Below are 23,713 nucleotides of genomic sequence, written 5' to 3' on the forward strand. Positions count from 1 at the left end.
TACCGGTTTTCTTGACACGGCCCGCCTGCTGCCCTGACTCTCGGCTCTGAACTCCTGTCCCAGAGAGCGCTCTCTCGCGCCGCCGTCCCGTTCTCCGGCCTCAGGAGCATTCATGTCAGGAAGGCTTCAACGCGGAAGACTCCCTCTGTTCGTCGCGGCGATGGTCGCGGCCGCTCTGTTCGTCCCGGTACCGGCCTCGGCCGCCGGTCCGCTGATCTCGCAGAATCGTCCCGTCACCGCGTCCAGCAGCGAGAACGTCGCGTTCGGCGCGGCCGCCGCGGTCGACGGCGATCTCGGCACCCGCTGGTCGAGCACGTTCAGCGATCCGCAGTGGATCCAGATCGACCTCGGCTCGTCCGCGCGGGTTGACCAGGTCGTGCTGGCCTGGGAATCCGCCAGCGCGCGGGCGTACACGCTCAGCATCTCCGCCGATGGCACCAGCTGGCAGGAACTTCGTCGAACGACGACAGGGCCGGGCGGCACGGAAACGCTTCCGGTCACCGGCACCGGCCGGTACGTGCGCCTCGACCTCACCCAGCGGGCCACGCAATGGGGTTACTCGTTGTGGGAGTTCCAGGTGTTCGGCACCCGGGACGGTGGCAACGGCGGGGAAACCCTGCTGTCCTACGGGAAGACCGGTGCCGCGTCGACGTTCCAAGACGACGGGAACTGCTGGCAGTGCTCGCCGGCCAGGGCGTTCGACCGCGATCCCGCCTCGCGCTGGGCGACGAGCCCGGTGAACGGCTGGGTCGACCCCGGCTGGATCTCCGTCGACCTCGGTGCCACCGCCCAGATCTCGAAGGTCGTGCTGCAGTGGGACCCGGCGTTCGCCACCGCCTACCGGCTCGAGGTGTCCGACGACAACGCGAACTGGCGGCAGATCTACTCGACCACCACCGGACGCGGGTTCAAGGAGACGCTGACGGTCAGCGGCACCGGCCGGTACGTGCGGTTGTACGGCACGGCCAGGTCGAACGGCTACGGCTACTCGCTGTGGGAGTTCCAGGTCTACGGCACGGGTGGTGCGCCGATCACGCCACCGCCATTGCCGCCGAACCCGTCGTTCCCCGGTCGGCTGGTGTGGGCGGACGAGTTCAACGCGCCCGCGGGCACCGGACCGGACGCCTCGAAGTGGACGCCGGAGGTCGGTCCGGGCGTGAACAACGAGCTGCAGTACTACACGAACAACAACAACGCCCGGCACGACGGCAACGGCAACCTTGTGTTGCAGGCCCGTCGTGAGGTGACGCCGGGCAGCGCGTGCCCCGTCGATCCGGTGAGCGGCAGCGGGACCTGCCAGTACACGTCCGGGCGGCTCAACACCTACGGCAAGTTCAAGTTCACCTACGGCCGCGTCGAAGCGCGGATCAAGGTGTCGTCGACGCAGGGGCTGTGGCCGGCGTTCTGGATGCTGGGCGCGGACTTCTTCGACCAGGGCAGGCCGTGGCCCTACACCGGCGAGATCGACATCATGGAACACGTCGGCAAGGAACCGAACACCGTCTACTCGACCCTGCACGCTCCCGCCTACTTCGGCGCGGGCGGCTACGGGTCGCCGCTCGCGCTCGGCCAGCCGGCGTCGTCGGCGTTCCGGACCTTCGCGGTGGAGTGGGACTCCAGCCACATGACGTTCTCCGTGGACGGCAACAGGTTCTTCACGGTCGACCGGAACGTGCTGGAGACCACGCGCGGCCCGTGGGTCTACGACCACCCGTTCTTCATCATCATCAACAACGCGGTGGGCGGCGACTGGCCCGGCCCGCCGGGGGCCGGGACGCAGCTGCCGCAGGACATGGTGCTGGACTACGTCAGGGTGTACCAGTGATCGAGATCGTCGCCGGTGAGGAGACGTCGAACGCCTCGCTGACCGCCTCGACCTCGATCTGCGCGGTCTCGCCCGAGTTGAGCGGGATCGCCGGCACGAAGTACGCGTCGTTCGTCGTGCCGCCGAGGAAGATCCGTTCGGAACCGGTCCACTTGTAGACCCGGTACTGCCTGATCGTGCCGGGCGAACGAGTCCAGGTGAGCCGTGCCGATGCCGTCGTGGCGTTGGTGCGGCTCACCTGCTCGACCTGGACGTTGGACGGTGCCACCGGCGCCGTCATGACCGGGTTCGTCACACCGATCCGGCCGATCAGCGCGGTGATGGCCGCGCCGGGCAGGACCCGCAGCGAGATCTCGGTGAGCGTCGCGCCGGAGTGCTCGCCGAGCGGGAAGACGCTGCGCCGCCACGCCCCGCTGACCCCGCCGAGGTCGAGGACCTTCTCAGTGGTCCCGATCCGCAGGACCGCCTGCAGTCGCGACGGTCCGGTGCCGGTGCGGTGGACGATCTCGAACTGGCTGTTGCCGGTCAGCTGCAACGACGTCGCGAACAGCCGGACGTCGTTGGCGGACTGCGGGGTGCCGGTGATCTTCAGCGCGGTGCCGCCGTCGTACGGGTCGTCCCAGTCGAGCGACGGCGTGACCTTCGTGCCGGTGCTGGTGACGCTCCACCGCCACGTCGGCAGGACGTCCTGCAACGACAGGTTGTTCCAGGCCTGCGTCGACCGGACCGTGCCGCCGACCGCGAACTTCCTGCCGTGGCCGGTGTTGAAGTTCGTGACGAACGGCAGGCTCGTGATCGGCGTCAGCTCGGTGATGTAGTGGGCGATGCCCTTCCAGTTCGACGTCGTCGTGGTGTTCGCCGGGTCGCCGTTCTGGCCGACCCAGAACCTGTTGTCCCTGCTGTAGAAGTCGGCGGGGCCGCTCGCCGACTTGAACGTCCACTCCGGACGGTAGAAGCCGAGCGACGTGACGTGCGGCTTGTTCTCGGGGAAGACCGAAGCCCAGCCCACGCCGGTGTTGTAGCCGTTGGCCTCGACGTCCACACCGGACGCCAGGTCGTACGGGCTGCGGCCCATCTGCTGGGCCAGTGCGGCCGAGCTCGCGAGACCCTGCGTGCTCCACCAGAAGTTCATGAACATCTCGTCGGACGGCTCGAAGAACATCCGGTTGCGCGCGGTCAGGGCGTTCTGCCAGCTGACGCTGCCGCTGTCGGTCATCGCGTCGTACCAGATGATCCGCAGCCCGGACTTCTTCAGGTAGACGATGAAGTCGCGCATGTCGGTGGCGAGCTGGGTGTTGCCGCCGGCGGTCTCCTGGTTGAGGAACCAGCCGTCGAACCCGTAGTGGCGCGCGACCTGGATCATCTTGTCCGCCACCGGGAACCGGTCGCCGTCGCGTTTGACGAAGTCGCGGACCCACTGGATCTGGCCGCCGTACGCGGTCGGCGGGAGGAACACGTTGCCGATCACCCTGACCCCGTTGCGGTGCGCGGCGTCGGTGACGGTCGGGTTCGGAGCGAGGATCAGGCCCTCGGACGCGGATCCGCCCCAGAACACCAGTTCGTCGATGTACTGCCAGTAGTTCGTGGCGTAGTAGTTCATGTCGAGCGCGCCCTGTGCGGGGTTGTTGCTCGTCGGCGCGTACGCCACGAGCGCCTGCACCCGAGCCTCGCCAGGACGGGCGTGCGCGTTGGCCGGTCTGGCCGGAACGGCACGTCTCGCGAGCGGCACCGTGCTGCGGTTGTACTTCGCGTCCCGGTCGGTCGACGGATCCCAGTTCAGGATCGTCGCCGGGTGCCAGTAGGACGCATACGGCTGCGCGGTTTCGGCTGCGGACGCGGGAGTCTCGGACAGCAGACTGGTGAGTGCTGCTGTGGAGCTCAGAACGAGGAACTGTCTCCGAGTGGGCACGTGATCACCCTTGTGCGCCATCTGATTCGCCGCATACCGCTTCTACGGTGACTGGACCGGACGACAATGTCCCGGTCCGCTGCGCTGGGTGACGAACCCCGTTCGACGACAAGTTGTCGAACATCGTCGAAACGTCCCCGTAACCATCCATGTGGCCGAATCCGTCCGGTGCTACCGGGCGGTAGCGTGAGCCTCGCCGTCGGTTTTTGGTTCCCCTGCAACCAATCGAGGTGTCATCGTCGTGCGCATCAAAGTCGTGCTTGCGGCACTCACCCTGGCGCTGATCCCGGTCGCCACCCCCGCCGTCGCCACAGCGGCGGCCAACCCCTACGAACGCGGCCCCGCACCCACGGCCGCAACGGTCGAGGCGGCTCGCGGCACCTTCGCCGTGACGTCCGTCGCCGTCGCCCGCCAGTCGAACTTCGGCGGCGGCACCGTCTACACCCCGACCAGTGATCTCACGTTCGGCGCCGTCGCCGTCTCACCCGGCTTCACCGCCACCCAGTCGTCCGTCGCGCACTTCGGCCCGCGGCTGGCGTCCTACGGGTTCGTCGTGATCACCATCAACACCCTGTCCGGCTTCGACGACCCCGACAGCCGGGGCCGTCAACTCCTGGCAGCACTGGACTACGTGGTCCGCACCAACCCGCGCGTCGACGCCTCGCGGCTCGCCGTGATGGGCCACTCGATGGGCGGCGGCGGAGCGTTGCGCGCCGCGGCCACCCGTCCCGCCCTGCAGGCCTCGATCCCGATGGCCGGCTGGCACACCACCAAGAGCTGGCCGACGATCGCGGTGCCGACCATGGTGCTCGGCGGCCAGAACGACCCCACCGCCCCGAACTCGCAGCACTCCACGCCGTTCTACAACTCGATGACCGCCGCCCCCGACAAGGCGTTCCTCGAACTGCGCGGCGGCGACCACTCGGCACCTCGCAGCGACAACGTGACGGTGCGCAAGTTCACGCTGTCCTGGCTCAAGCGGTTCGTCGACGACGACCTGCGCTACGACCAGTTCCTGTGCCCGGCACCGGCCGCGAACACGCTCATCAGTGCTTACCGGGACACCTGTCCCCACGCCTGATTTCAGTTGATCGGGTTGCTGTGCCTGTGTGCGACGGCCTGGCACAGCAACCTCGTCACGTCTCCCTCACCATCAGCCCGGCGCCCTCCGGGATCTCCAGCGGCACCGTGTAGAAGCGGACGTCGTATCCGTCCGGATCGGTGACGCCGGACAGCAGCCAGCCGACCTGCGTCCGCATCACGCCCGCGTGCGCGACACCCCGTGCGGCGAGGTGCGCCGCGAGCGCGTTGATCGCCTCCTCGCCCGGCACGCCGATGGCGAAGTAGTCGAACCCGGCCGCCGCAGCGGCTTTCTCGGGGGCGAGGCGGATCGCGAAGCCCGGCCCGCCGTTCGGATGCACCAGGGCGATTCCCATCAGGACGCCCTCCTCGACGAAGTGCATGACGGGCAGGTAGCCGAGGTGGTCCTGGTACCAGGCCAGCGACTTCTCCAGGTCGGAGACCGGCAGTTTGACGTGGTGGATGCCCTCCAGCCGTGGCGCGGTGCTCATCTCGTGACCTCCTGATTGCAGTGAGACTGCACTTATGCAGTTAGGCTGCAACATGTGACAGACGACGTCAACAGGGATCTGCGAGCGGCGCGCCGGGCGGACACCGAGGTCCGGATCATCGAGGCGGCGACCGAGCTGTTCACCGAACGCGGCTACGTCGCCACGACGCTGACCGACGTGGCCAAGCGGGCCGGCGTGGGCGCTCGCACGGTGTACGTGCGGTTCGAGGGCAAGGCCGCGTTGTTGCAGCGCTGCATGGACGTGGCGATCGCGGGGGACCACCACCCCGTGGCCGTGCCGGACCGCGACTGGTTCCAGCAGGCGATGAACGCGCCGACGGCGGGGGAGCGGATCGCGCGGATGGCCGGGATCGGCGCGATGCTCATGGGCCGGACCGGGGCGTTGCTGAAGGTGGTGCAGCAGGCCGAGGCGATCGAGCCGGAGATCGCCGAACGCGCGCAGGCGGCGCGCACGCAGACACATCAGGCCATCGGCGGCTTCTTCCGGAAGCTGGCCGCCGATGGCCTGATGTCAGAGGAGAACGTGGACTGGGTCGCGCAGACGGGTGCAGTGCTCGGTCAAGCCGAGACCTACCTGCTGCTGGCCAGGACCACGGAACTTTCGATCGAGCGGTACGAGTCGTGGTTGGTCGAAACCTGGACACGACTCGTGTTGTGAACGAGTGACCGGTACAGCCGGGGAGTTGCCCGAACGACCGCCGAGGCGGCTGAGCGGGCTACTCGTAGGCGATCGCGTCCAGCACGTTCAGCCGAGCCGCGCGGATCGCCGGCAGGATCGCCGCGACCACGCCCACGAACGCCGCCACCACCAGGTACTGGACCATGGTGGCCCAGGGGAGCCCGATCTCCGAGATGCCCTGGTCCTTCAGCGCCTGCACGGTCGCGATGCCCAGGGCGAGACCGACCGCGAGGCCGAGCACCGCGCCGAACACCGAGATCACCACCGACTCGACGGTGATCATCCGCATCACCTGCGACCGCCGCATGCCGATGGCGCGCAGCAGGCCCAGTTCGCGGGTCCGTTCGATCACCGACAGCGCCAGGGTGTTGATGACGCCGAGCACGGCGATCAGGATCGCCAGCGCCAGCAGGATCTGGATCATCAGCAGGACCGTGTCGAACTGCGAGGTCGTCTGCTTCACGAACGCGCTGCGGTCCTGGACGGTGATCTCCGGGTTGTCCGCGAACAGCGGTTCGACGCGCTTCTGCACGTCCGCCGCGGACACGCCCGCTCCCACCTGGACGAACGCCTGGGCGATCTGGTCGGACCGGAACTGCGCGGAGGCCGACTCCGGCAGCACCAGCGCGCCCTGCAGCACCTGCGACTTGGCCCAGATGAAGGCGACCGTGTAGTTCTGCGGCGCCGCGGCCTTGGCCAGTTGCAGCGAGACCGTGCTGCCGACCGTCCAGCCCTTCTCGGCCGCCATCTCCTCCGGCAGCGCGACCTGGCCGTCCTTCAACGGCGTGATGTCACCGGACTTCGGCTTCAGCGCGAACATCGTCGCCATCGCGGGCATGTCGGTGACGCCGACCGCGAACATCTGGTTCTCGCCCTGCAGCACGCCGTCCTGCGACCAGCCGACCGCCGACTTGACGCCGTCGGTCTTCTCGATCTTCGTGAGGACGTCCCGCTTGAACGTCGCGGGCTGGCCCTCCATCTGGCCCTCGCCGGAGATGATCAGGTCGGTCTGCAGCTGACCGGAGGCCAGCTTCTCGATCGACTTGGTCGCCGACGTCAGCACGACGCTCACGCCGGTGATCAGCGAGATGCCGACCATCAGCGCGGCCGCGGTGATCGCGGTGCGGCGCGGGTTGCGCGCGGAGTTGCGGCGCCCCAGCAGGCCTGGCATCGACCACGACAGCAGGCGGCCGATCAGCGACACCATCGGCTTGGACAGGATCGGCGTCAGCAGTGCGACGCCGACGAACGCCACCAGGATGCCGCCGAAGATCAACGGCAGCGAGGCCTGGTTGAAGCCGAACGCCAGCGAAGTGCCACCCGCGGCGGCCACCAGGGCACCGGTGATCGTGATCTTCGTCAGCGGACGGTCCGGCGTGGCCGCCTCGCGCATCGCCGCGACCGGCGCGATCCGCGACGCCCGCAGCGCCGGCATGACCGCCGCGACCACGGTGACGATCATGCCCACCGCGAACGACGAGATGATCGCCGACATCGGCACGCCGATGCCCGCGAGGTGGAGGTTGCCGCCGCCGACCGTGCTGAAGATGGTGGCCAGCAACGCCCCGACGCCGACCCCTGCCCCGAGACCGACGATCGACGCGATCAGGCCGATCACCAACGCCTCCAGCACCACGGACCCGATGACCTGGCCGCGCGAGGCGCCCATCGACCGCAACAGCGCCAGTTCCCGCGTGCGCTGGGCGACGATGATGGAGAACGTGTTGAGGATGATGAAGATGCCGACGAACAACGCGATGCCGGCGAACCCGAGCAGCACGTAGTTGAAGAACTTCAGGCCCTCGTTGATCTGGTCGGCCTGCTCCTTCGCCAGCGTCGCACCGGTCTTGACGTCGTAGCCGGAGCCCATCTTCGCCGCGACGGCGTCCCGCAGCGCGTCGTCCGACGTGCCCTGGGCCGCGGTGACGGTGACGCCGGAGAACACGTCCTTCTTGCCCAGCAACAACTGCTGCGCGACCGGCTCGGTGAACGCCACCGACAGCTCGCCGCCCAGCGAGTCGCGGCCACCCGCGTACTCGAAGACACCGGAGATCCTGAAGACCTTCTTGGGCTCCTGGGTGAGCAGCGAGATCTCGTCGCCCACCTTGAACTGCCCGGTCGTCGCCAGGTACGCGCCGACCGCGACCTCGTTCTCCGACTGCGGCGCGCGACCGTCGCGGATCTTCTCCTGGCCGGTGCCCGTCCAGTTGAAACCGAGCCGGGGCGCGCCCGACGTGGTCATGACCTTGCCGTTCTTGCCGATCGGCCGCGCGGACCCCTGCACGTCACCGACGGCCGACGCCACGCCCGGCACCGACTTCACGTCGGAGATCGCCTGCGGCGTCAGCGGTTCCGGCTGCTTGCCCTTCTCCGCCTTCGGCGACACCGACACGTCCACGTTGGCGAAGGCCGACGAGAACAGGTCGGTGAACGAACGCTGAAGCGTGTCGGTCAGAACGAACGAACCGGACACGAACATCACACCCAGCACCACCGCGAGCGCGGACAGCACCAGGCGGAGCTTGCGCGACAGCAAGCTCTTGATAGTCGCCCTAAACATGCGGCACCGCGACAACCGAGTCGAGGTGCTTCATCGTGTCGAGAACCTCTTCCGCCGACGGCGACAGCAGCTCGCGGACGATGTGGCCGTCCTTGAGGAAGATGACGCGGTCGGCGTACGACGCGGCGTTCGGGTCGTGCGTGACCATCACGATCGTCTGCCCGAACTCACGGGCGGACCGCTGCAGGAACCCGAGGACCTCGGCACCGGACTGCGAGTCCAGGTTGCCGGTCGGCTCGTCCGCGAACACGACGTCAGGGCGCGACACCAACGCACGCGCGCAAGCGACGCGCTGCTGCTGACCACCCGACAGCTGCGTCGGGCGGTGGGTCAGCCTGTCCCTCAGACCCACCGTGTCGACGACGACGTCGAACCACGCCTTGTCGACCTTCTTGCCGCCGATCGCGAGCGGCAGCGTGATGTTCTCCTCCGCCGTCAGCGTCGGCAGGAGGTTGAACTGCTGGAAGATGAAACCGACCTTGTCCCGCCGGAGCTCCGTGAGCCCGCGGTCCTTCAGCCCGGTGACCTTCGTGCCACCGACCCACACCTCGCCGCTCGTGACGTCGTCCAGCCCCGCGAGGCAGTGCATCAACGTCGACTTGCCCGACCCGGACGGACCCATGATCGCGGTGAACCTGGACTTGTCCAGGTCGACGCTCACCCCCGCGAGCGCGGTCACGGCGGCGTCGCCGGACCCGTAAGACTTCCACACGTCGACGGCTCTCGCCGCGACTCCATCGGACGCGCTCACTTCTTGTCCCCTCCTATGGGCTTTCGTGCGCACCATCTTCGGCGACACGGGCACACCGAAGGGTCAGGTCTTCCACTGAGATCGACCCTGAGATTAACCCCGGTGCCCCCGCCCGAGTCACCACGCTGAGAGAACTCTCAGCTGCGCCGCGTAGCCACGCGGTCGCCTGGAGGAAACGCTAATTCACTGCTGCGGCAATGTCTTCAGCCTTCAGATGACTACGCCGTCAACTTCCGTCGCAAGGGGACGGTCGGTTCCATCAGCCATGAAACCAATTCCACGCGGAGGCCTTCCCTCAACGCGTTCTCCGCGAGCCAGTGGTCCACGTCGCCGTGGTAGGCACGCGCCGGCCTCGGCCAGCGGTCCATCCACTCGGCGAACGCCGCGTTGATCGCGATCGGGCCGCCGGGTGGCCGGACTCCGAGCACCAGCACGGGATCCTCTCCGGTGGCGAAAGAGGCGGCGGTGTCGTGCACGCCACCGAAGAGGATCCGATCCGCACCCAACTCACGGGCTTTGTCCGCCACCCCGAAGAACGCCGACCCACGCCCGTGAGCGCGCACCACCAGCTGATGCGCGCCGAAGTCGGTGTCGAGGAACTCGTCGGCGTACGTGCCGTCGTCGGCCAGCACCAGCACGTTCGTGCCGCCGGGGAGAACCCCGACCTGCCCAGGATGCGTGATGCCGATGACGGTGATGCCCACGCCCGCAATCCTGCCGAACTCGTGTTAACCCTTGGCACCGCTCGCGTTAAACAAGTTTCGGAAGCACTTCGGCGCCGAACAGCCGGATCGTCTCGATGACCGACTCGTGCGGCATGCCGCCGATGTCCACCATCACCAGGTGCGTGTCGATGGACAGGTGCTCCGCCAACGCGTTCAGCCGCGCCGCCACCTCGTCCGGCGTGCCGCAGACCGCCGCGCCGTCCATGATCGCGTCGACATCGATGTCGCCGTCTCCGCGCCACGGATCGGCGAACCGCGCGTACTCGGCCAGGTGCGGGCGCCACCGTTCCCGCGCGTCCTCCCGCGACACGAACACGTGACTGGGCACGCCGACGCGTCCGGCGGGGAAGTGCTCCCGGTACCGCTGCACGACTTCGAGGTAGATGGACGGATCCCGCAACGTCGACGGCAGCATCAACGGCATCTCCAGCTCGGCCCCCAGATCCGCCGACACCGCCGATCCCGACCCGATCCACACCGTGGGCCGCGGCGTCTGAACCGGCCGTGGCGTCGTCGTCACGTCGCTCAGCTGCCCCCGGAACCGCCCGTCCCAGCTCACCGACGGCTCCTCCAGCAGCTTGAGCAGCAACCGCAGGTGCTCCTCGAACCGCGCCCGCAGCTCACCCGGCTGCACGCCGAACGCCGCGTCCGTCTCCTTGTCGACCCCGCGCGCCACGATCAGCTCGGCGCGGCCGTCCGACAGCACGTCGAGCGTCGCCAGCGACTCGGCGACCAGCACCGGGTCGCGGTGGGCCAGCAGCGTCACGCCGGTCGAGAGCCTGAGTCTGGTCGTGCGCGCCGCCACGGCCGCCAGCAGCAGCTCTGGCGCGGACACGATGTAGCGGGTGAAGTGGTGCTCGCCGATCGCGACGCCCGCGAAGCCCGCCTCCTCGGCCACCACCGCCTGCTCGACCATGGCCCGCAGCCGATCGGCCTGGGACACCTCCTGCCCCGTGCACGGGTTGGGCAGGTGGTCACCCAGGATGAGCAGGTAGACGTCCATGCGGGCCATTTTCCATCGTCCGGGGCAAGATGGTTGATGTGGTCACCAACAACGAGGCCGAGAGCCGCTACGAGGTCCATGTCGACGGTGCGCTGGCCGGCTTCCTGGAGTACCGGATCATCGGCGAGGTCGTCGCCCTCGTGCACACCGAGGTGGACGAGGCGTACGCCGGTCAGGGCCTCGGCGCCCAGCTCGCGAAGTACGCGCTCGACGACGCGCTCGCCCGTGATGTCAAGATTTCCCCGTTGTGCCCGTTCGTGGCGAAGTACATCGACAAGCATCCGGAATACCGGGTTACTATCCGGTAGGAATAGTTGCTGTCGCTAACAATGAGGTGGGCGAGCGTGTGGAGTGAGCCGGGCGCGTTCGAGGTCGCACCAGGTGTGCACCGGATTCCGCTGCCGCTGCCGAACGACGGGCTGCGCGCGGTCAACGTCTACGCGATCGAGGACGGCGACGGGCTCGTCCTGATCGACTCCGGCTGGGCGCTGGACGAGGCCCGCGACCAGCTCGAGGCCGCGCTGGGCACCCTGGACAAGGGCTTCGAGGACATCAAGAAGTTCCTCATCACGCACGTGCACCGCGACCACTTCACGATGGCCGTGTCGCTGCGCCGGACGTTCGGCAGCAAGATCGGCCTCGGCCTCGGCGAGCAGCCCTCGCTGATGCACATGCTCCACGGCCAGGACGACCAGCACGTCGCCGACCTGCGCAAATGGGGTGCGGCGGAGCTGGCGGAGACGTGGATCAAGATCATGCACCACGTGGACCGCGGTGACGCCCTGCGCGACTACGAGGAGCCGGACGAGTGGCTCGTCCGCAGCACGGTCGGCCTCGAACACCGCGAGCTCGAAGTGATCCCGACGCCCGGCCACACCCGCGGTCACGTCGTGTTCGTCGACCACACCGCGAAGGTGCTGTTCTCCGGCGACCACGTGCTGCCGCACATCACGCCGTCGATCGGCTTCGAACCGCTCCGGCCCGAACTGCCGCTCGGCGACTACATGACGTCGCTGCGGCTCACCCGCGAACTGCCGGACCTCAAGCTGCTGCCCGCGCACGGCGAGGTCACCGACAGCTCGCACGCCCGCGTCGACGAGCTGCTGCAGTTCCACGAGCAGCGCCTGGAGGAGATCCACCGGGCGGTGGCGGGCAGCGCGTACGAGACCGCCCGCAAGATCGGCTGGACCCGCCGCCAGCGCCGGTTCGACGATCTCGACATGTTCAACCAGGTGCTGGCGATCGGTGAGACGGCCGCGCACCTCGACGTTCTCGTCGAACGTGGCGAATTGACCCGAACTCTGAACGCCGGCGTGCTCGAATACCAGGTGTGACACCGCTTGAGCTGGCCGCCTGGACCTGGAAGATGCCCCGCCGCGGCAGGGGATTCTGGTTCTCGCTGGCGATCGACGTGCTGTGGCCCGTTGTCGTGCTGTTCGTGCGCCTCAAGGTGCGCGGCAAGCAGCACGTGCCGGGCAACGGCGGCGTGATCCTCGCCTTCAACCACCTGTCCAATGCGGACACCGTGGCGGCCGTGGTGTTCGCACTGATGTCGAACCGGGTGCCGCGCGTCCTCGCGAAGGCCTCTCTGTGGCGCATGCCGGTCGTCGGCTGGGTCATGCGGTCCGGGGGTCACATTCCGGTTGAACGGGGCACCGTGAAGGCCTCAGAGGCGTTGCGGCCCGCCGTGGAGGCGTTGCGCGACGGGGAGTGCGTGATGGTGTTCCCCGAGGGCACCTTCACCGACGATCCCGGGAACTGGCCGATGAAGGGCAAGTCCGGTGTCGCGCGGATGGCGCTCGCATCGCGCGTCCCGGTGGTCCCCGTCGCCGAGTGGGGGACGCAGGACCTGTTGCCCAAGGGCACGATCCTGCCGAGGTTGTTGCCGCGCAAGAAGATCGAGGTCGTCGCGGGCGCGCCGGTCGACCTGTCGGACCTGTACGACCTCGAGCCCACCGCCGAGGTGCTGGCCGAGGCCACGCGACGGGTCATGGCGGCCATCACGACGATGCTGTCAGGCATACGTTCGGCTGAGGCGGGTAGCCACAGTGCATGACCACGCGAGAGGAATTCGAGTTACGCAGGCAGCGTCGTCCCGGTGGGACGGGGATCTGGGCGCCAGTTGTGCCTGAACCGCGCGAACCCCAGCAGTGGGTCGTGCAGGCCGGCGAGGAACCCGTGATCGTGCGCAGCGTCGACTGAGTGTCTATGTCACCTAGACGGCGTCTAGTCGCAGTAGACGCGTCTAGCTAACGTAGACGGCATGACTCTGGATGAAGAACTGCTGGCAGTGGCGCGGAAGGCGGGTACCGCCTCCGCGGCCGCCCAGTCCCAGGCCGACATCGCCAAGGCCATCTACCACCACAGCGTGCTGGTGCTGCACCGCGCCGGCGGCTCGATGCGCGAGATCGCGGAAGCGCTGGCGATGAGCCACCAGCGCGTGCACCAGATCGTCGAGCAGTCCAGGCGCACCGAGCGCTGCTGGTTCTGCGGGCGCGTCGGCGACGACGTCGACAAGTTGATGGCCGGACCGGTCGCGCTGATCTGCAACGTGTGCGTCAGCGCGGCTCAGGTCGCCGAGGTCGGCCACTGCTCGTTCTGCAGCGAGACCAAACCGGTCCACGAAGGTGCCGAGGCGCAGATCTGCAGGTCCTGCCTGGACTTCAGCGCCGCCGTGATCAGCGGGGCAGCTTCACCACGGTGACGAAGAAGTCGTCGATCTGGCGGACGACCTCGATGAACCGGTCGAAGTCCACCGGCTTCGTGACGTAGGCGTTGGCGTAGAGGCTGTAGCTGCGCAGGATGTCCTCCTCGGCCTCCGAGGTCGTCAGCACGACGACGGGGATCGAGCGCAGCTCGGCGTCCGCCTTGACCTCGCTGAGCACCTCGCGGCCGTCCTTGCGGGGCAGGTTGAGGTCCAGCAGGATCAGGCCCGGCCGCGGCGCGTTCTCGTACTGGCCCTCGCGCCGCAGGAACTCGAGCGCCTCAACGCCGTCCTTCACGATGTGCAGCGAGTTGCGGATCTTGTGGTGCTCGAACGCCTCCTGCGTCATCAGGGCGTCGCCGGGATCGTCCTCGACGAGCAGGACGTCGATCACGTTCAGTGGTGACTCAGACATGTACTTCCTCAACCTTGGCGGCAAGTTCCGCGACAACGGGCAGGGTGAACTCGAAGCTGGTGCCGGAGTCCACATCGGTCTTCAACCGGATCGTGCCACCGTGGAACTCGACGATCTTGCGACACATCGCCAGTCCGATGCCCGTGCCCGGATAGGCGTCCTTCGGGTGCAGGCGCTGGAAGATGACGAAGATCCGGTCAGCGTACTCCGGCTCGATCCCGATGCCGTTGTCGCGCACCGTGAACTTCCACATCTCGCCGTCGCGTTCGACGTCGAGTGAGATCACCGGCGCCTCGGCGCCCTTGAACTTCAACGCGTTGCTTATCAGGTTCTGGAACACCGCGCTGAGCAGAGACGCCTCACCTCGCACGGAGGGGAGCTCCGCGATCTCGAGGCGGGCGCCCGTCTCCTCGATCCGCTCGGAGAAGCTGCTCACGACGTGGCCGACGAGCTCGTTGAGGTCGATCACCGTCTGCTCGCGGGACATCCGGCCGACGCGGGAGAACGCCAGCAGGTCGTTGATCAGCACCTGCATGCGCTTCGCGCCGTCGACCGCGAACTCGATGTACTGGTCGGCGCGCTCGTCGAGCTGGCCGCCGTAGCGGCGTTGCAGCAGCTGGCAGAACGACGCCACCTTGCGCAGCGGCTCCTGGAGGTCGTGCGAGGCGACGTAGGCGAACTGCTCCAGCTCCGAGTTCGACCGCTGCAGCTCGGACTTCGCCTCCGCGAGCGTCTCGAGCTCCTGCACGATCCGGCGGCGCATCTGGTTCACGTCCTCGCCGAGCATGACCGTCTCGCGTGGACCGTCCGCGTCGATCTCGTGCTCGAAGTCGCCGGAGGCCACCTGCCGGGTGTGGTCGGCGAGGTTCGCGAGCGGCGCGATCAGCAGCCGGTGCAGCAGCAGCGACAACCCGCCGATCACCGCGACCAGCAGCACGCCCATGCCGATCACCAGCCACAGCACCACCTTCGCCGCGCTGTCGAGGTCCGCGCGGGCCTGCCGGGAGAGCGCGCCGATGTCGCTCTGCAACGCGGCGGTCTCGGCGCGGAGCTGGTCGAACACCACCTTGCCGCGTTCGATGTCGCCGGCGACTCCGGCGGCGGGGCCGGACTGCTTGATCGCGGCGACCGTCGGGTCCGCGTACTCGGAGCGCCACTGCCGCGCGAGGTCCTCGATGCGGCTGACCCGGCCGTTGACGTCGCCGACGAGGTCGCGCACGTTCCTGGCGGCCTCCGCCTGGGCCGCCTGGCCGTCCAGGTACGGCTTGAGGAAGTCGTCCTGCCCGGTGAGGGTGAAACCGCGTACGCCGGTCTCCTGGTCGATCAGCGAGCGGCTCAGGGTCTGGGAGCGGCGTGCGGCGGGCTCGATCCGGTCGACCGACCGGGCCCTCGTGTCGCCGAGCGCGTCCAGCGCGACCACCGTGGACGAGATGGCGACCGCGGTCATGGCGAGCAGCACCGCCGAGATCACGACCAGCAGGCGGCTCGCAGGCATCCTCTGCGGGAGATTCACTTACCGTCCTTCAGCAGCAGAATGGCCACGTCGTCATCGAGCGCGCCTCCGTTGAGCTCCGTCACCTCCGCGATGACGGAGTCCATCCAGTTCGGGCCGTTGCGCAGGTGCTTCTCCAGAATCTCGCACAGGCGTTCCACGCCGAGCCGGTCGATGTCGTCAGGTACCCGGCCCTCGATCAATCCATCCGTGTAGCAGGCGAACGACCAGCCGGACGGCAGCGGCACGTCCACGCCGGTCCACGCGTAGTCGGGCAGCACGCCGAGCGGCACGCCGATCTTCGACTGCGGCAGATCGACGATCCGGTCGCCCACCATCAGCAACGGCTCGGGGTGCCCGGCGAGGAAGTAGCGCGCCGAGCGGCGGTCCGGCGCGACGGTGACCATGCAGGCCGTGGTGAAGATGCCGTCACCGTGCCGTTCCGCGACCAGCACCTGGTCCAGCGTCTGCAGCACCTTCTCGGGCGGTGCGCCGGAGAGGACCAGCGCGCGCCACGCGATCCGCAGGCAGACGCCCAGCGCGGCCTCGTCCGGGCCGTGGCCGCAGACGTCGCCGATGATCGCGTACACGGTCCCGTCCGGCATGCCGACCGCGTCGTAGAAGTCGCCGCCGAGCAGCATCCGCTGGCCGCCGGGCTGGTAGCGGACCTCCAGGTCGACGTCCGAGTTCTGCAGCAGCGGGGGAGGGAGCAGGCCGCGTTCGAGCCGGGCCCGTTCGGCGGCCAGCAGCTTCGCCTCCCGCAACTGGCGCTGGGCGTCCTCGGAACGGCGGCGTTCGACCGCGTACCGGACCCCGCGCAGCAGCAGTTCGCCGTCGACCTGGCCCTTGACGAGGTAGTCCTCCGCGCCGGCCGCGACCGCGGTGATGCCCTCGCGTTCGTCGTCGCGCCCGGTCAGCACCAGGATCGCGGGCGCGTCCGGCTTGCTCAGCAACCTGTGCAGCGCGTTCAGGCCGGTCGCGTCGGGCAGGCCCAGGTCGAGCAGCACGCACTCGGCGTCGGCGAGCAGTCGTTCGGACTCCGCCAGCGTGCGGGCGCGCGCCAGCACGAACGGAGCGCTCACCTCTTCGAGCAACGCCTCGACGAGGAGGGCGTCGCCATCGTCGTCCTCTACCAGGAGGACGCGCACTGTCTTCGTTCGCATCGCGTCGGACTTTAACGTTATTGGGCTGCGGGGTCCGCGTCCGACCTACCAGGATGACGGGCGTGTTGATCCGTCTCGCCCAACCAGCCGAACTGCCGTACCTCCAGCAGATCGAAAACGCCTCCGGAGAACCGTTCCGCGACATCGGGATGCCCGAGATCGCCGACGACGACCCGATGTCCCTGGAGGACCTCACCGAGCACGAGGTCTGGGTCGCCATCGGCGCGGAAGGCGTGCCCGTGGCGTTCATCGCGGTCGGTGACGTCGACGGCGCCACCCACATCCACCAGGTCAGCGTGCATCCGTCGCACGCGCGCCAGGGGATCGGTGCCGCGCTGATCGAGCACGTCACCAGCTCCGGGCGCGCTGTGACCTTGACGACGTTCCGCGACGTGCCGTGGAACGCGCCGTACTACGAGCGCCTCGGTTTCCAGGCCGTCGCGGAGACTTCGCCCGGACTGGCCGGGATCATGCGCGAGGAGGCCTCACGGGGCCTCGATCCCGCGACTCGTGTCGCGATGATCCTTTTCCCAGCGCAGGTACGAGCCTGAGGCCACCGAAAGACTGCTGAGCAGCCACACGAGGACACCCGCGTCGTCGGTCACGCCGATCACCGGAAGGAACTCCGGCAGGACGTCGATCGGCGACACGAGGTAGACCAGCCCCACCGCCCACAGCAGCACCTGGCTGCGCGGCAGCTCCGGGTACTTCCCGCTGCGCCAGGTCTTCCACAGCCGGGGCAACGCCTTCGCCCGCTGGATCGGGTTCCCGACCGGGCCGGGAACCCCCTGCGCGCGCTTGCGGCGGTTGCGCAGCACGCCCAGCACCGCGAACACCAGTCCGAGCGGGATCAGCACCCAGCCGACCACCGCCGGGCTCAGGCCGCCCAGCGGGGCGTTGCGGAACAAGAGGATCAGCAAGCCGGCCAGGGAGATGAACGATCCGAAGACGACCATCTGAGCGGACCCCTAACTAGGTTCCTGGAAGAGCATCGTCGGAATGGCCTTGTGCGGCTGCTTGAGCTGCTGTGGTTCCGGCTCGCGCAGGTCGATCACCGCTTCGGGTTCCTCGACCGGCTCTTCTTTAACCACCGGCTTGCGGGCGGCCTTCACCGGCGCCACGTAGGGCTGGTCCAGAGCGGCACGCGCCTTGGAGATCCAGACCTTCTGCATGGCCTCGTCCTTGCCGCCGGCCGCGGTCGCCGCGAGTCCGGACAGGACGCCGCGAATGCGGGGCACGAGCGCTGGATGACGCCGGATCGCATGCCACACAGGGTGATCATCCGGTAGCCGGGCGGCGACGAGCTTCGTGATCTGCGCACGCAGTTCCTCTGTGGACAGATCGAGCCAGCGTTCGACCGCTGACGGGCCAATTGCCACGTAGATAGCCTCCCCGGAAAACGACAACTGCCCCCACAGGATCTCACGGATCCCGCGGGGGCAGCGCTCTGGTGTCGCGAAACGTCAGGAAGCCACGACCTCGAGCAGGGTCTTGCCGTTCTCGTCGACGATCCGGAACGTCGCGATCTCGTGCCAGCGCATGGCCACGTTGGCCTGCAGCCGGATGGTCTTCTTGTCGCCCGCCACCGGTTCCGGGGCGTACCAGGACGTCACCTGGGCGACGCGACCCGCGCGTCCGACCGCGACGAGAGAACCCCTGCTGGGGCCGACCATGCCGCTGACCTCGATGTCCATCGAGGTTCCCCACGGCTCGTCGGAGGCGGTGATCTTCGTGAAGACACCGCTGTTTGGATCCTGCTGCTGGACCTTCATCGAGGAGTCCGTGGAGTTGTTCGCCACCGGAGTCTGCGACGTGGTCGTGGTGTTGTTGGGGGCCGCCTGGTTCGAGCCCTCGTCCCCGCCGCGCACGACGAGAGTCGTCACCACGGCGGTCACCGCCACGATGCCGGCGGCGGCGGCCGCGACACCCTGGGCGACGAACCACCGGCGGCGCTTCCTGCGCGCCGACACGGCGTCGAGCATGACCCGGACCGACTTGCCGTCGGGGCGTTCCGGAGCTGTCCCGCGCAGCATCCCGCCCGCGTCGGCCTCGTCGATGAGGTCGGGCACCACCGCGAAGTCGCGCAGGTCAAGAGCACACCGCCGACACTCGGTCAGGTGGTTCTCGAACGCCTCCACCTCATCGGCATCGAGGATGCCGAGCACGTAGGCGGCGACGTCGAGGTGATCTGGTGCCGTTGTCACCGCGTCTCTCCCCGATCGTGCAACGCACGCCGCAACGCACGGAGCGCGTAGTACACCCTCGACTTGACCGTTCCCGGCGGCACACCCAGTGCAGCCGCGGCCTCACCGACAGTGCGGTCCCGCAGATATGTCTCGAGAATAGCCTCCCTGTGTTCCTCGGAGAGACCGTTCATCGCCTCGGCCACGACGATCGCCGCGAGGGTGCGATCCTCTTCGCTGCCGGAAGGCGACTCGTCCGAAGGGGTCAGTTCGAACTCCTGCGGACGGACGCTTCTCTTACGCCTGTCGTCAATGACCAACCGCCTTGCCACCGTGAACAACCACGACCGCAAGAGCACGGGGTCACGCTCGAGTTTTTCGGCGTTGCGCCATGCCCTGACCAGGGTTTCCTGCACGATGTCCTCGGCCCATTGACGATCATGGCCCGTCAGCCTCATGCAGTGTCCCAGCAGGGCGCTCCCGAATTCCTCGTACAGCCGACGGATCAACTCTTCCTCGAGAGACCCCGGTCTTGGTGATTGTTCGTCTAACTCGCGTTGACGTCTATGCCGCGCCACGGGGGACATCCTTGCCCTATCAACCGTCTCAAGTCGAGAGGCAAATATTCCTCACGAAGTTCGTGAACCGTCACCGGATCGTGTCCGTACTCCTCGGTACCCCGCCGAGAAAGGACCTGCCGATGCGACGTGGACCAGCCATCACCGCCCTGGCGGCACTGGCTATCTCCCTCACCGCGTGCGGCAGCGCCCAGACCCCTCCCGGAGGGGCGGCCGCACCGGGTGGCCTGCAGGCCAAACCCGCTGATCTGAGCGGCGCGAACATGTACTTCATCGCGAACACCGAGCAGATGGGGTGGTTCGTCACCGACGCCGACGGGCTCCCGCTCTACCGCTACGACAAGGACGTGCCGAAGCCGTCCAAGTCCAACTGCGAGGGCGAGTGCGCCAAGGCGTGGAAACCGGTCCTGGCGGACAAGACACCGATGGCGACCGGGGTCGACCCGATCTCCATGGGCGTCCTGACCAGGCCGGACGGTACCAAGCAGCTCACGATCCAGGGCTGGCCGCAGTACACCTTCGCCGAGGACAAGGCGGCCGGTGACATGAAGGGCCAGGGAAAGGGCGGAGTGTGGTTCGTCACCGCCCCCAACGGCGCCAAGATCACCGGCGGAAAAGCGCAGAACAACACCCAGAACAAGAGCAGCAGCACGCCGAGCACGTCCCCCAGCTCCGGCGGCCAGACACCGCAGTCTGCGCCACCGCCGGCAGCGCCCGGCTACTGAGCCCACTGCTCGAACCCCGCACACCCCTACCGACTTCCCATTGGACAACGAGGACATCAAGACGATGACCAGAGCCCTCGCCACCGTCTTGGCGATGTTGTTCCTCTTCACCGGCCTGTCCGCCACGGCTGCAGCGCAGCCCGCGGACACCGGGGGAGTGATGGACACCCCGACGGGACCGTTGACCGCGAACGACCGCGATCTGCTGAACAAGGTGCGCCAGGCAGGCCTGTGGGAGATGCCCATGGGTGAGCTCACGGCGACCAAGGCGTCGAACGCGCGGGTCAAGCAGATCGGCAAGATGATCATGCTCGACCACATGATGCTCGACACGCTGACGAAGAAGACGGCCGCCCAGTTCGGGCTCACCACCCCGGACGTGCCGAACCCGTCGCAGCAGTCGTGGATGGAAGAGCTCAACGGTCTCGAAGGAGACGCGTTCGACCAGGCCTTCGTGGCCCGGTTGCGCGCCGCGCACGGTCAGGTCTTCAACTTCATCGCGAAGGTCCGCACGCAGACCCGCAACGACGTGATCCGCGGGTTCGCGCAGGCAGGCATCGACGTGGTGATGAAGCACATGACGTTGCTGGAGAGCACCGGTCTCGCGGCCGACTCGTCGTTCGCGGAACCCCAGCCCGCCGGCGGCATCATCAACGCGACCCTGGCCTCGAACGAGGGGCCGAACATGTGGGTGATCCTCACGGTCACCGCCGCGGGAGCCGTTCTGACGGTGCTCCTGCTCCGAGTACTCCGCCCGCGACGACCGGTGCGGTGATTCTGCAAGACCCCGTTGCACGACGGGAAACGGAGGTGGTGTCCCAAGGTCAGAGGCACTCCAACGCGGACCTGTTCCCACCCGCCCGGCCCTGAAGTGTCCACTCCTGCACCGCAGGTCCGGGCGGGTTCCCGCGAGAGTTCTATCGGAGGAAGTGTTGTTGTCCAGCCAGATTCCGCTCCTGGTGGCCCAGTCGTCCGAGTTCGACTCGGGCGTCAAGAAGATGGCTCAGCTGTCTGCCAGGCTGGCTTACGTCATGATGTGCGCCACCTTGTCCTGGGGCGTGCTGATCGCGACCGGATGGGCCGAGAAGCTCACCGGCCGTGAGGGACTGAAGAACGGTCACATGGTGCTGGCCTCGCTCGCGATCGCATTCGGATGCGTTCACGCCTTCGCCTTCACCCTGATCCAGACCGGCACGTTCAGCTTCATCAAGCTCGTCCTGCCGTTCGTCGACGGCGGCCTGTTCCGGCACGCGCTGGGCATCCTCGGCCTGGAGGTCATGCTCGCGATCGCCGTGCTCGCCTCGATGCGGCACAAAGTCTTCTACCGCAAGTGGCTGCGGTTCCACCAAACGGCCTACATCGCCGTGACGATCACCGTGGTGCACTCCTGGTTCGGCGCCATCGCGAACGGCAACCTGTCCGTTCTCTGGCTGGCCGGCCTCACCGTTCTCGTCCCGACCGCGACCCTGGCCCTGGCCCGGTTCCTCCCGCCCGAGGTGCTCATGCGCATCGGGATGCTCGACTCCGAGCGCGGCAAGGAACCCGGTGTCGGCGAGGGCGACGCGATGGACGTGAGCGTCAACAACGAGAAATGCCATCGCTACGGCACCTGCCAGGCGGAGGCACCGGACGTCTTCCAGTTGATCGAGGACAACCGCCTGACCTACAACCGCCGGCCGCCGGAGGAGCACTTCGCTCAGGCCAGGGCGGCACAACGTGCGTGCCCGATGCGCGCGATCGAGATCAGGGAGCGAGTGAAGTGAGCGAACGGATCGTGGTCGTCGGCGGCGGACTCGGAGGAGTTCGTTCCGCGGAACGGCTGCGGGAGATGGGTTTCGACGGACAGATCACGATCCTGTCCGCCGAGCGGCACCTCCCGTACCACCGCCCTTGCCTGTCGAAGCAGATGATCACCGGAGAGTGGACCCCGGACGACTCGTTGCTGTCGTTCTCCGGTGACCTCGACGCCGAATGGATGTTGAACTCCCCGGCCCTGCACCTGGACCCCAAGTCGCAGTCCGTCTGGGTGCCCGGCGGCCAGGAGATCAAGTACGACGGCATGATCATCGCCACCGGCGTCGACGCCAGGGCGATGGGCGGGGCTCCTCGCCACGACCCGCGGGTGCACGTGCTGCGGACGCTGGACGACGCGATCGCGATCCGCAAGAACATCCGTCAGTCGCAGGGTCTCGTCGCCGTCATCGGCGGTGGGTTCATCGGCTGCGAGCTCGCCTGTTCGATTCGTCACATGGGCCGCGACGTGGCCCTGATCGTGCGCTCGCCCGCGTTGCTGGGCGGCATCGTCGGTGACGACATCGGCAAGAAGATCACCGAGGCGCACGTCGAGCACGGCGTCCGCCTCGCCACCGGTGTCGGCATCAAGCACTGGGTGCGTCAGCCCGGCGGCATCGGCATCCACCTGAGCGACGGCCAGGTCTTCTTCGCCTCCTGCGTCGTGCTGGCCGTCGGCGCCTCCCCGGCCGTCGACTGGCTGCGCGGCTCCGGCCTCGACATCTCCGACGGCGTGCTGTGCGACTCGACGAACCACGTGGTCGGCGCCGAGAACCTGGTCGCCTGCGGTGACGTGGCCCGCTGGCCCAACATGCGCTTCAACGGTGCCGTGCGGCGCGTCGAGCACTGGCTCAACGCCGTCGAGGGAGGCAGGGCCGCGGCCGAGAACCTGTTGGTGGGCCGCAACCACGCCAAGACGTACACGCCGGTCCCGCGGTTCTGGACCGAGCAGTACGGCATGCGCGTGCAGGGTGCCGGCCTGCCCGTCCTGGGCACCGACACCACCGATGTGAACGGACTCACCGGCTTCATCGCCAACGGCAAGCTCGTCGGCATCGTGGGTCTGGAATCGCCGGGCAAGATCATCACCGAGACTCCGGAGCTCTTCCGGCAGAACGCGGTCGAGACGAACACTCCTGTGTGGACGCAGCCGGAGGAAGAGCCCGCTGCCGCCGCCGTCGAGGAGGCCCTCCCGACCGCCATGATCCCGGTTCCCGAACCGGTCGCCGCCCTCGCATCATCTGTTCCCCCGTCCGTCTCGTCGTCGATGTCCCCGCCATTGCAGCGGCGGAGGCATTCGCGTTCGAGGCCGGAGATGGTGCGCGTGGGCGGAGGACGTGCGAGGCCCTAACCAGGTACAGGAGGACTTCAGGCAGTCGGTACAGGGCAAGCGGGAACGGCGAACTCCGACGTCGCCCGCGTGGCCAGGTGGCGGACCGATGACGTCACGCGGCGATGCGCTCGTTCCCGCACCGGCTGCCTGAACCTCCTTCTCGTGCGTCACCAACGGTGTGGCGGCTCGGCGGGCTCCCGAGTCGCCACACCGGCCTATTTCCGGGGGAGGTGAATCCCGGAAAATCGCCGAACTGAACTGTTAAACGCGGTCGTGGCTGTCCGCG

25 protein-coding genes are annotated in these 23,713 nt (G+C 67.9%); 12 read left to right on the top strand and 13 right to left on the bottom strand.

What is annotated here, in order from left to right; genetic code table 11:
* Positions 1 to 112 precede the first annotated feature (112 nt).
* Complete coding sequence (locus ACH413_RS17875) at positions 113 to 1,825, top strand: discoidin domain-containing protein (protein WP_360035001.1); 1,713 nt, start codon at positions 113 to 115, stop codon at positions 1,823 to 1,825.
* Here ACH413_RS17875 and ACH413_RS17880 read toward each other — a convergent pair.
* Positions 1,809 to 3,734: a hypothetical protein gene (locus ACH413_RS17880; RefSeq protein WP_360034998.1), complete on the bottom strand. Its 1,926-nt coding sequence runs from the start codon at positions 3,732 to 3,734 to the stop codon at positions 1,809 to 1,811. The genes ACH413_RS17875 and ACH413_RS17880 overlap by 17 nt on opposite strands.
* Before the next feature lie 241 nt (positions 3,735 to 3,975).
* On the opposite strand from ACH413_RS17880, the gene ACH413_RS17885 reads away from it, so the two are divergent.
* On the top strand, positions 3,976 to 4,815 hold the full coding sequence (locus tag ACH413_RS17885) for a dienelactone hydrolase family protein (protein ID WP_360034995.1): 840 nt from the start codon (positions 3,976 to 3,978) through the stop codon (positions 4,813 to 4,815).
* Between the two features lie 55 nt (positions 4,816 to 4,870).
* Here ACH413_RS17885 and ACH413_RS17890 read toward each other — a convergent pair whose 3' ends face one another.
* On the bottom strand, positions 4,871 to 5,305 hold the full coding sequence (locus tag ACH413_RS17890; protein ID WP_360034992.1) for a VOC family protein: 435 nt from the start codon (positions 5,303 to 5,305) through the stop codon (positions 4,871 to 4,873).
* 54 nt (positions 5,306 to 5,359) lie between these two features.
* Between ACH413_RS17890 and ACH413_RS17895 the strand changes: the two genes are divergently transcribed.
* On the top strand, positions 5,360 to 5,983 hold the full coding sequence (locus ACH413_RS17895; protein ID WP_360034989.1) for a helix-turn-helix domain-containing protein: 624 nt from the start codon (positions 5,360 to 5,362) through the stop codon (positions 5,981 to 5,983).
* A gap of 58 nt (positions 5,984 to 6,041) precedes the next feature.
* Here the strand turns inward: ACH413_RS17895 and ACH413_RS17900 are convergent, their stop codons facing one another.
* From ACH413_RS17900 to ACH413_RS17915, 4 genes are all read right to left on the bottom strand, one after another.
* Positions 6,042 to 8,564 (bottom strand): FtsX-like permease family protein, encoded by a 2,523-nt coding sequence (locus ACH413_RS17900; protein WP_360034986.1) that lies wholly within the window; start codon positions 8,562 to 8,564, stop codon positions 6,042 to 6,044.
* Positions 8,557 to 9,351 (bottom strand): ABC transporter ATP-binding protein, encoded by a 795-nt coding sequence (locus ACH413_RS17905; protein ID WP_360035143.1) that lies wholly within the window; start codon positions 9,349 to 9,351, stop codon positions 8,557 to 8,559. Before ACH413_RS17905 ends, ACH413_RS17900 begins: the two co-directional genes overlap by 8 nt.
* 182 nt (positions 9,352 to 9,533) lie before the next feature.
* A complete protein-coding gene (locus ACH413_RS17910) occupies positions 9,534 to 10,019 on the bottom strand; it encodes a hypothetical protein (protein ID WP_360034983.1) in 486 nt (161 codons plus the stop codon).
* Positions 10,020 to 10,065: 46 nt separating this feature from the next.
* The gene (locus tag ACH413_RS17915) at positions 10,066 to 11,043 is read right to left on the bottom strand and encodes an LLM class flavin-dependent oxidoreductase (protein ID WP_360034980.1); all 978 of its coding nucleotides are present in this window, start codon (positions 11,041 to 11,043) and stop codon (positions 10,066 to 10,068) included.
* A 38-nt stretch (positions 11,044 to 11,081) separates the two neighbouring features.
* Here ACH413_RS17915 and ACH413_RS17920 point away from each other — a divergent pair, with 38 nt between their 5' ends.
* The 4 genes from ACH413_RS17920 (at position 11,082) to ACH413_RS17935 (ending at position 13,747) form a co-directional block, all read left to right on the top strand.
* A complete protein-coding gene (locus ACH413_RS17920) occupies positions 11,082 to 11,351 on the top strand; it encodes a GNAT family N-acetyltransferase (RefSeq protein ID WP_396425015.1) in 270 nt (89 codons plus the stop codon).
* Positions 11,352 to 11,372: 21 nt separating this feature from the next.
* Entirely contained in the window at positions 11,373 to 12,377 is a 1,005-nt protein-coding gene (locus ACH413_RS17925) for an MBL fold metallo-hydrolase (RefSeq protein WP_360034976.1), read from the top strand.
* Positions 12,374 to 13,099: a lysophospholipid acyltransferase family protein gene (locus tag ACH413_RS17930; RefSeq protein WP_360034974.1), complete on the top strand. Its 726-nt coding sequence runs from the start codon at positions 12,374 to 12,376 to the stop codon at positions 13,097 to 13,099. The genes ACH413_RS17925 and ACH413_RS17930 overlap by 4 nt, the downstream gene beginning before the upstream one ends.
* A 207-nt stretch (positions 13,100 to 13,306) precedes the next feature.
* Positions 13,307 to 13,747, top strand: a complete 441-nt coding sequence (locus ACH413_RS17935) for a ClpX C4-type zinc finger protein (RefSeq protein ID WP_360034971.1) — start codon at positions 13,307 to 13,309, stop codon at positions 13,745 to 13,747.
* Here ACH413_RS17935 and ACH413_RS17940 read toward each other — a convergent pair.
* Genes ACH413_RS17940 through ACH413_RS17950 form a run of 3 tightly spaced genes read right to left on the bottom strand, consistent with a single transcriptional unit; the run spans position 13,722 to position 16,817 of the window.
* Complete coding sequence (locus ACH413_RS17940) at positions 13,722 to 14,162, bottom strand: response regulator (protein WP_360034968.1); 441 nt, start codon at positions 14,160 to 14,162, stop codon at positions 13,722 to 13,724. The two genes, ACH413_RS17935 and ACH413_RS17940, sit on opposite strands and share 26 nt — an antisense overlap.
* Positions 14,155 to 15,675 (bottom strand): ATP-binding protein, encoded by a 1,521-nt coding sequence (locus ACH413_RS17945; protein ID WP_360034965.1) that lies wholly within the window; start codon positions 15,673 to 15,675, stop codon positions 14,155 to 14,157. Before ACH413_RS17945 ends, ACH413_RS17940 begins: the two co-directional genes overlap by 8 nt.
* The gene (locus ACH413_RS17950; protein WP_360034962.1) at positions 15,672 to 16,817 is read right to left on the bottom strand and encodes a SpoIIE family protein phosphatase; all 1,146 of its coding nucleotides are present in this window, start codon (positions 16,815 to 16,817) and stop codon (positions 15,672 to 15,674) included. The genes ACH413_RS17945 and ACH413_RS17950 overlap by 4 nt, the downstream gene beginning before the upstream one ends.
* A gap of 65 nt (positions 16,818 to 16,882) precedes the next feature.
* Here ACH413_RS17950 and ACH413_RS17955 point away from each other — a divergent pair, with 65 nt between their 5' ends.
* Positions 16,883 to 17,368: a GNAT family N-acetyltransferase gene (locus ACH413_RS17955; RefSeq protein WP_360035140.1), complete on the top strand. Its 486-nt coding sequence runs from the start codon at positions 16,883 to 16,885 to the stop codon at positions 17,366 to 17,368.
* Here ACH413_RS17955 and ACH413_RS17960 read toward each other — a convergent pair.
* From ACH413_RS17960 to ACH413_RS17975, 4 genes are read right to left on the bottom strand one after another with little or no spacing between them, the layout of a single operon-like run.
* Entirely contained in the window at positions 17,303 to 17,773 is a 471-nt protein-coding gene (locus ACH413_RS17960; protein WP_360034959.1) for a DUF1232 domain-containing protein, read from the bottom strand. The genes ACH413_RS17955 and ACH413_RS17960 overlap by 66 nt on opposite strands.
* Positions 17,774 to 17,785: 12 nt before the next feature.
* Positions 17,786 to 18,223: a hypothetical protein gene (locus ACH413_RS17965; protein WP_360034956.1), complete on the bottom strand. Its 438-nt coding sequence runs from the start codon at positions 18,221 to 18,223 to the stop codon at positions 17,786 to 17,788.
* A gap of 57 nt (positions 18,224 to 18,280) precedes the next feature.
* The gene (locus ACH413_RS17970; RefSeq protein ID WP_360034953.1) at positions 18,281 to 19,021 is read right to left on the bottom strand and encodes a zf-HC2 domain-containing protein; all 741 of its coding nucleotides are present in this window, start codon (positions 19,019 to 19,021) and stop codon (positions 18,281 to 18,283) included.
* On the bottom strand, positions 19,018 to 19,587 hold the full coding sequence (locus ACH413_RS17975; RefSeq protein WP_045315736.1) for a sigma-70 family RNA polymerase sigma factor: 570 nt from the start codon (positions 19,585 to 19,587) through the stop codon (positions 19,018 to 19,020). Before ACH413_RS17975 ends, ACH413_RS17970 begins: the two co-directional genes overlap by 4 nt.
* Before the next feature lie 113 nt (positions 19,588 to 19,700).
* On the opposite strand from ACH413_RS17975, the gene ACH413_RS17980 reads away from it, so the two are divergent.
* The 4 genes from ACH413_RS17980 (at position 19,701) to ACH413_RS17995 (ending at position 23,445) form a co-directional block, all read left to right on the top strand.
* On the top strand, positions 19,701 to 20,303 hold the full coding sequence (locus tag ACH413_RS17980) for a hypothetical protein (protein WP_360034950.1): 603 nt from the start codon (positions 19,701 to 19,703) through the stop codon (positions 20,301 to 20,303).
* Positions 20,304 to 20,343: 40 nt separating this feature from the next.
* Positions 20,344 to 21,078: a DUF4142 domain-containing protein gene (locus ACH413_RS17985; protein WP_360034947.1), complete on the top strand. Its 735-nt coding sequence runs from the start codon at positions 20,344 to 20,346 to the stop codon at positions 21,076 to 21,078.
* A gap of 160 nt (positions 21,079 to 21,238) precedes the next feature.
* Positions 21,239 to 22,066 carry a 4Fe-4S domain-containing protein gene (locus tag ACH413_RS17990; RefSeq protein WP_360034944.1) on the top strand — a complete coding sequence of 276 codons (828 nt, stop codon included), beginning with the start codon at positions 21,239 to 21,241 and terminating at the stop codon, positions 22,064 to 22,066.
* Positions 22,063 to 23,445 carry an FAD/NAD(P)-binding oxidoreductase gene (locus tag ACH413_RS17995; RefSeq protein ID WP_360034941.1) on the top strand — a complete coding sequence of 461 codons (1,383 nt, stop codon included), beginning with the start codon at positions 22,063 to 22,065 and terminating at the stop codon, positions 23,443 to 23,445. Before ACH413_RS17990 ends, ACH413_RS17995 begins: the two co-directional genes overlap by 4 nt.
* Positions 23,446 to 23,713: the final 268 nt, after the last annotated feature.

The organism is Lentzea sp. NPDC020367 (assembly GCF_044387305.1).
In the GTDB taxonomy this organism is placed as follows: Bacteria; Actinomycetota; Actinomycetes; order Mycobacteriales; family Pseudonocardiaceae; genus Lentzea.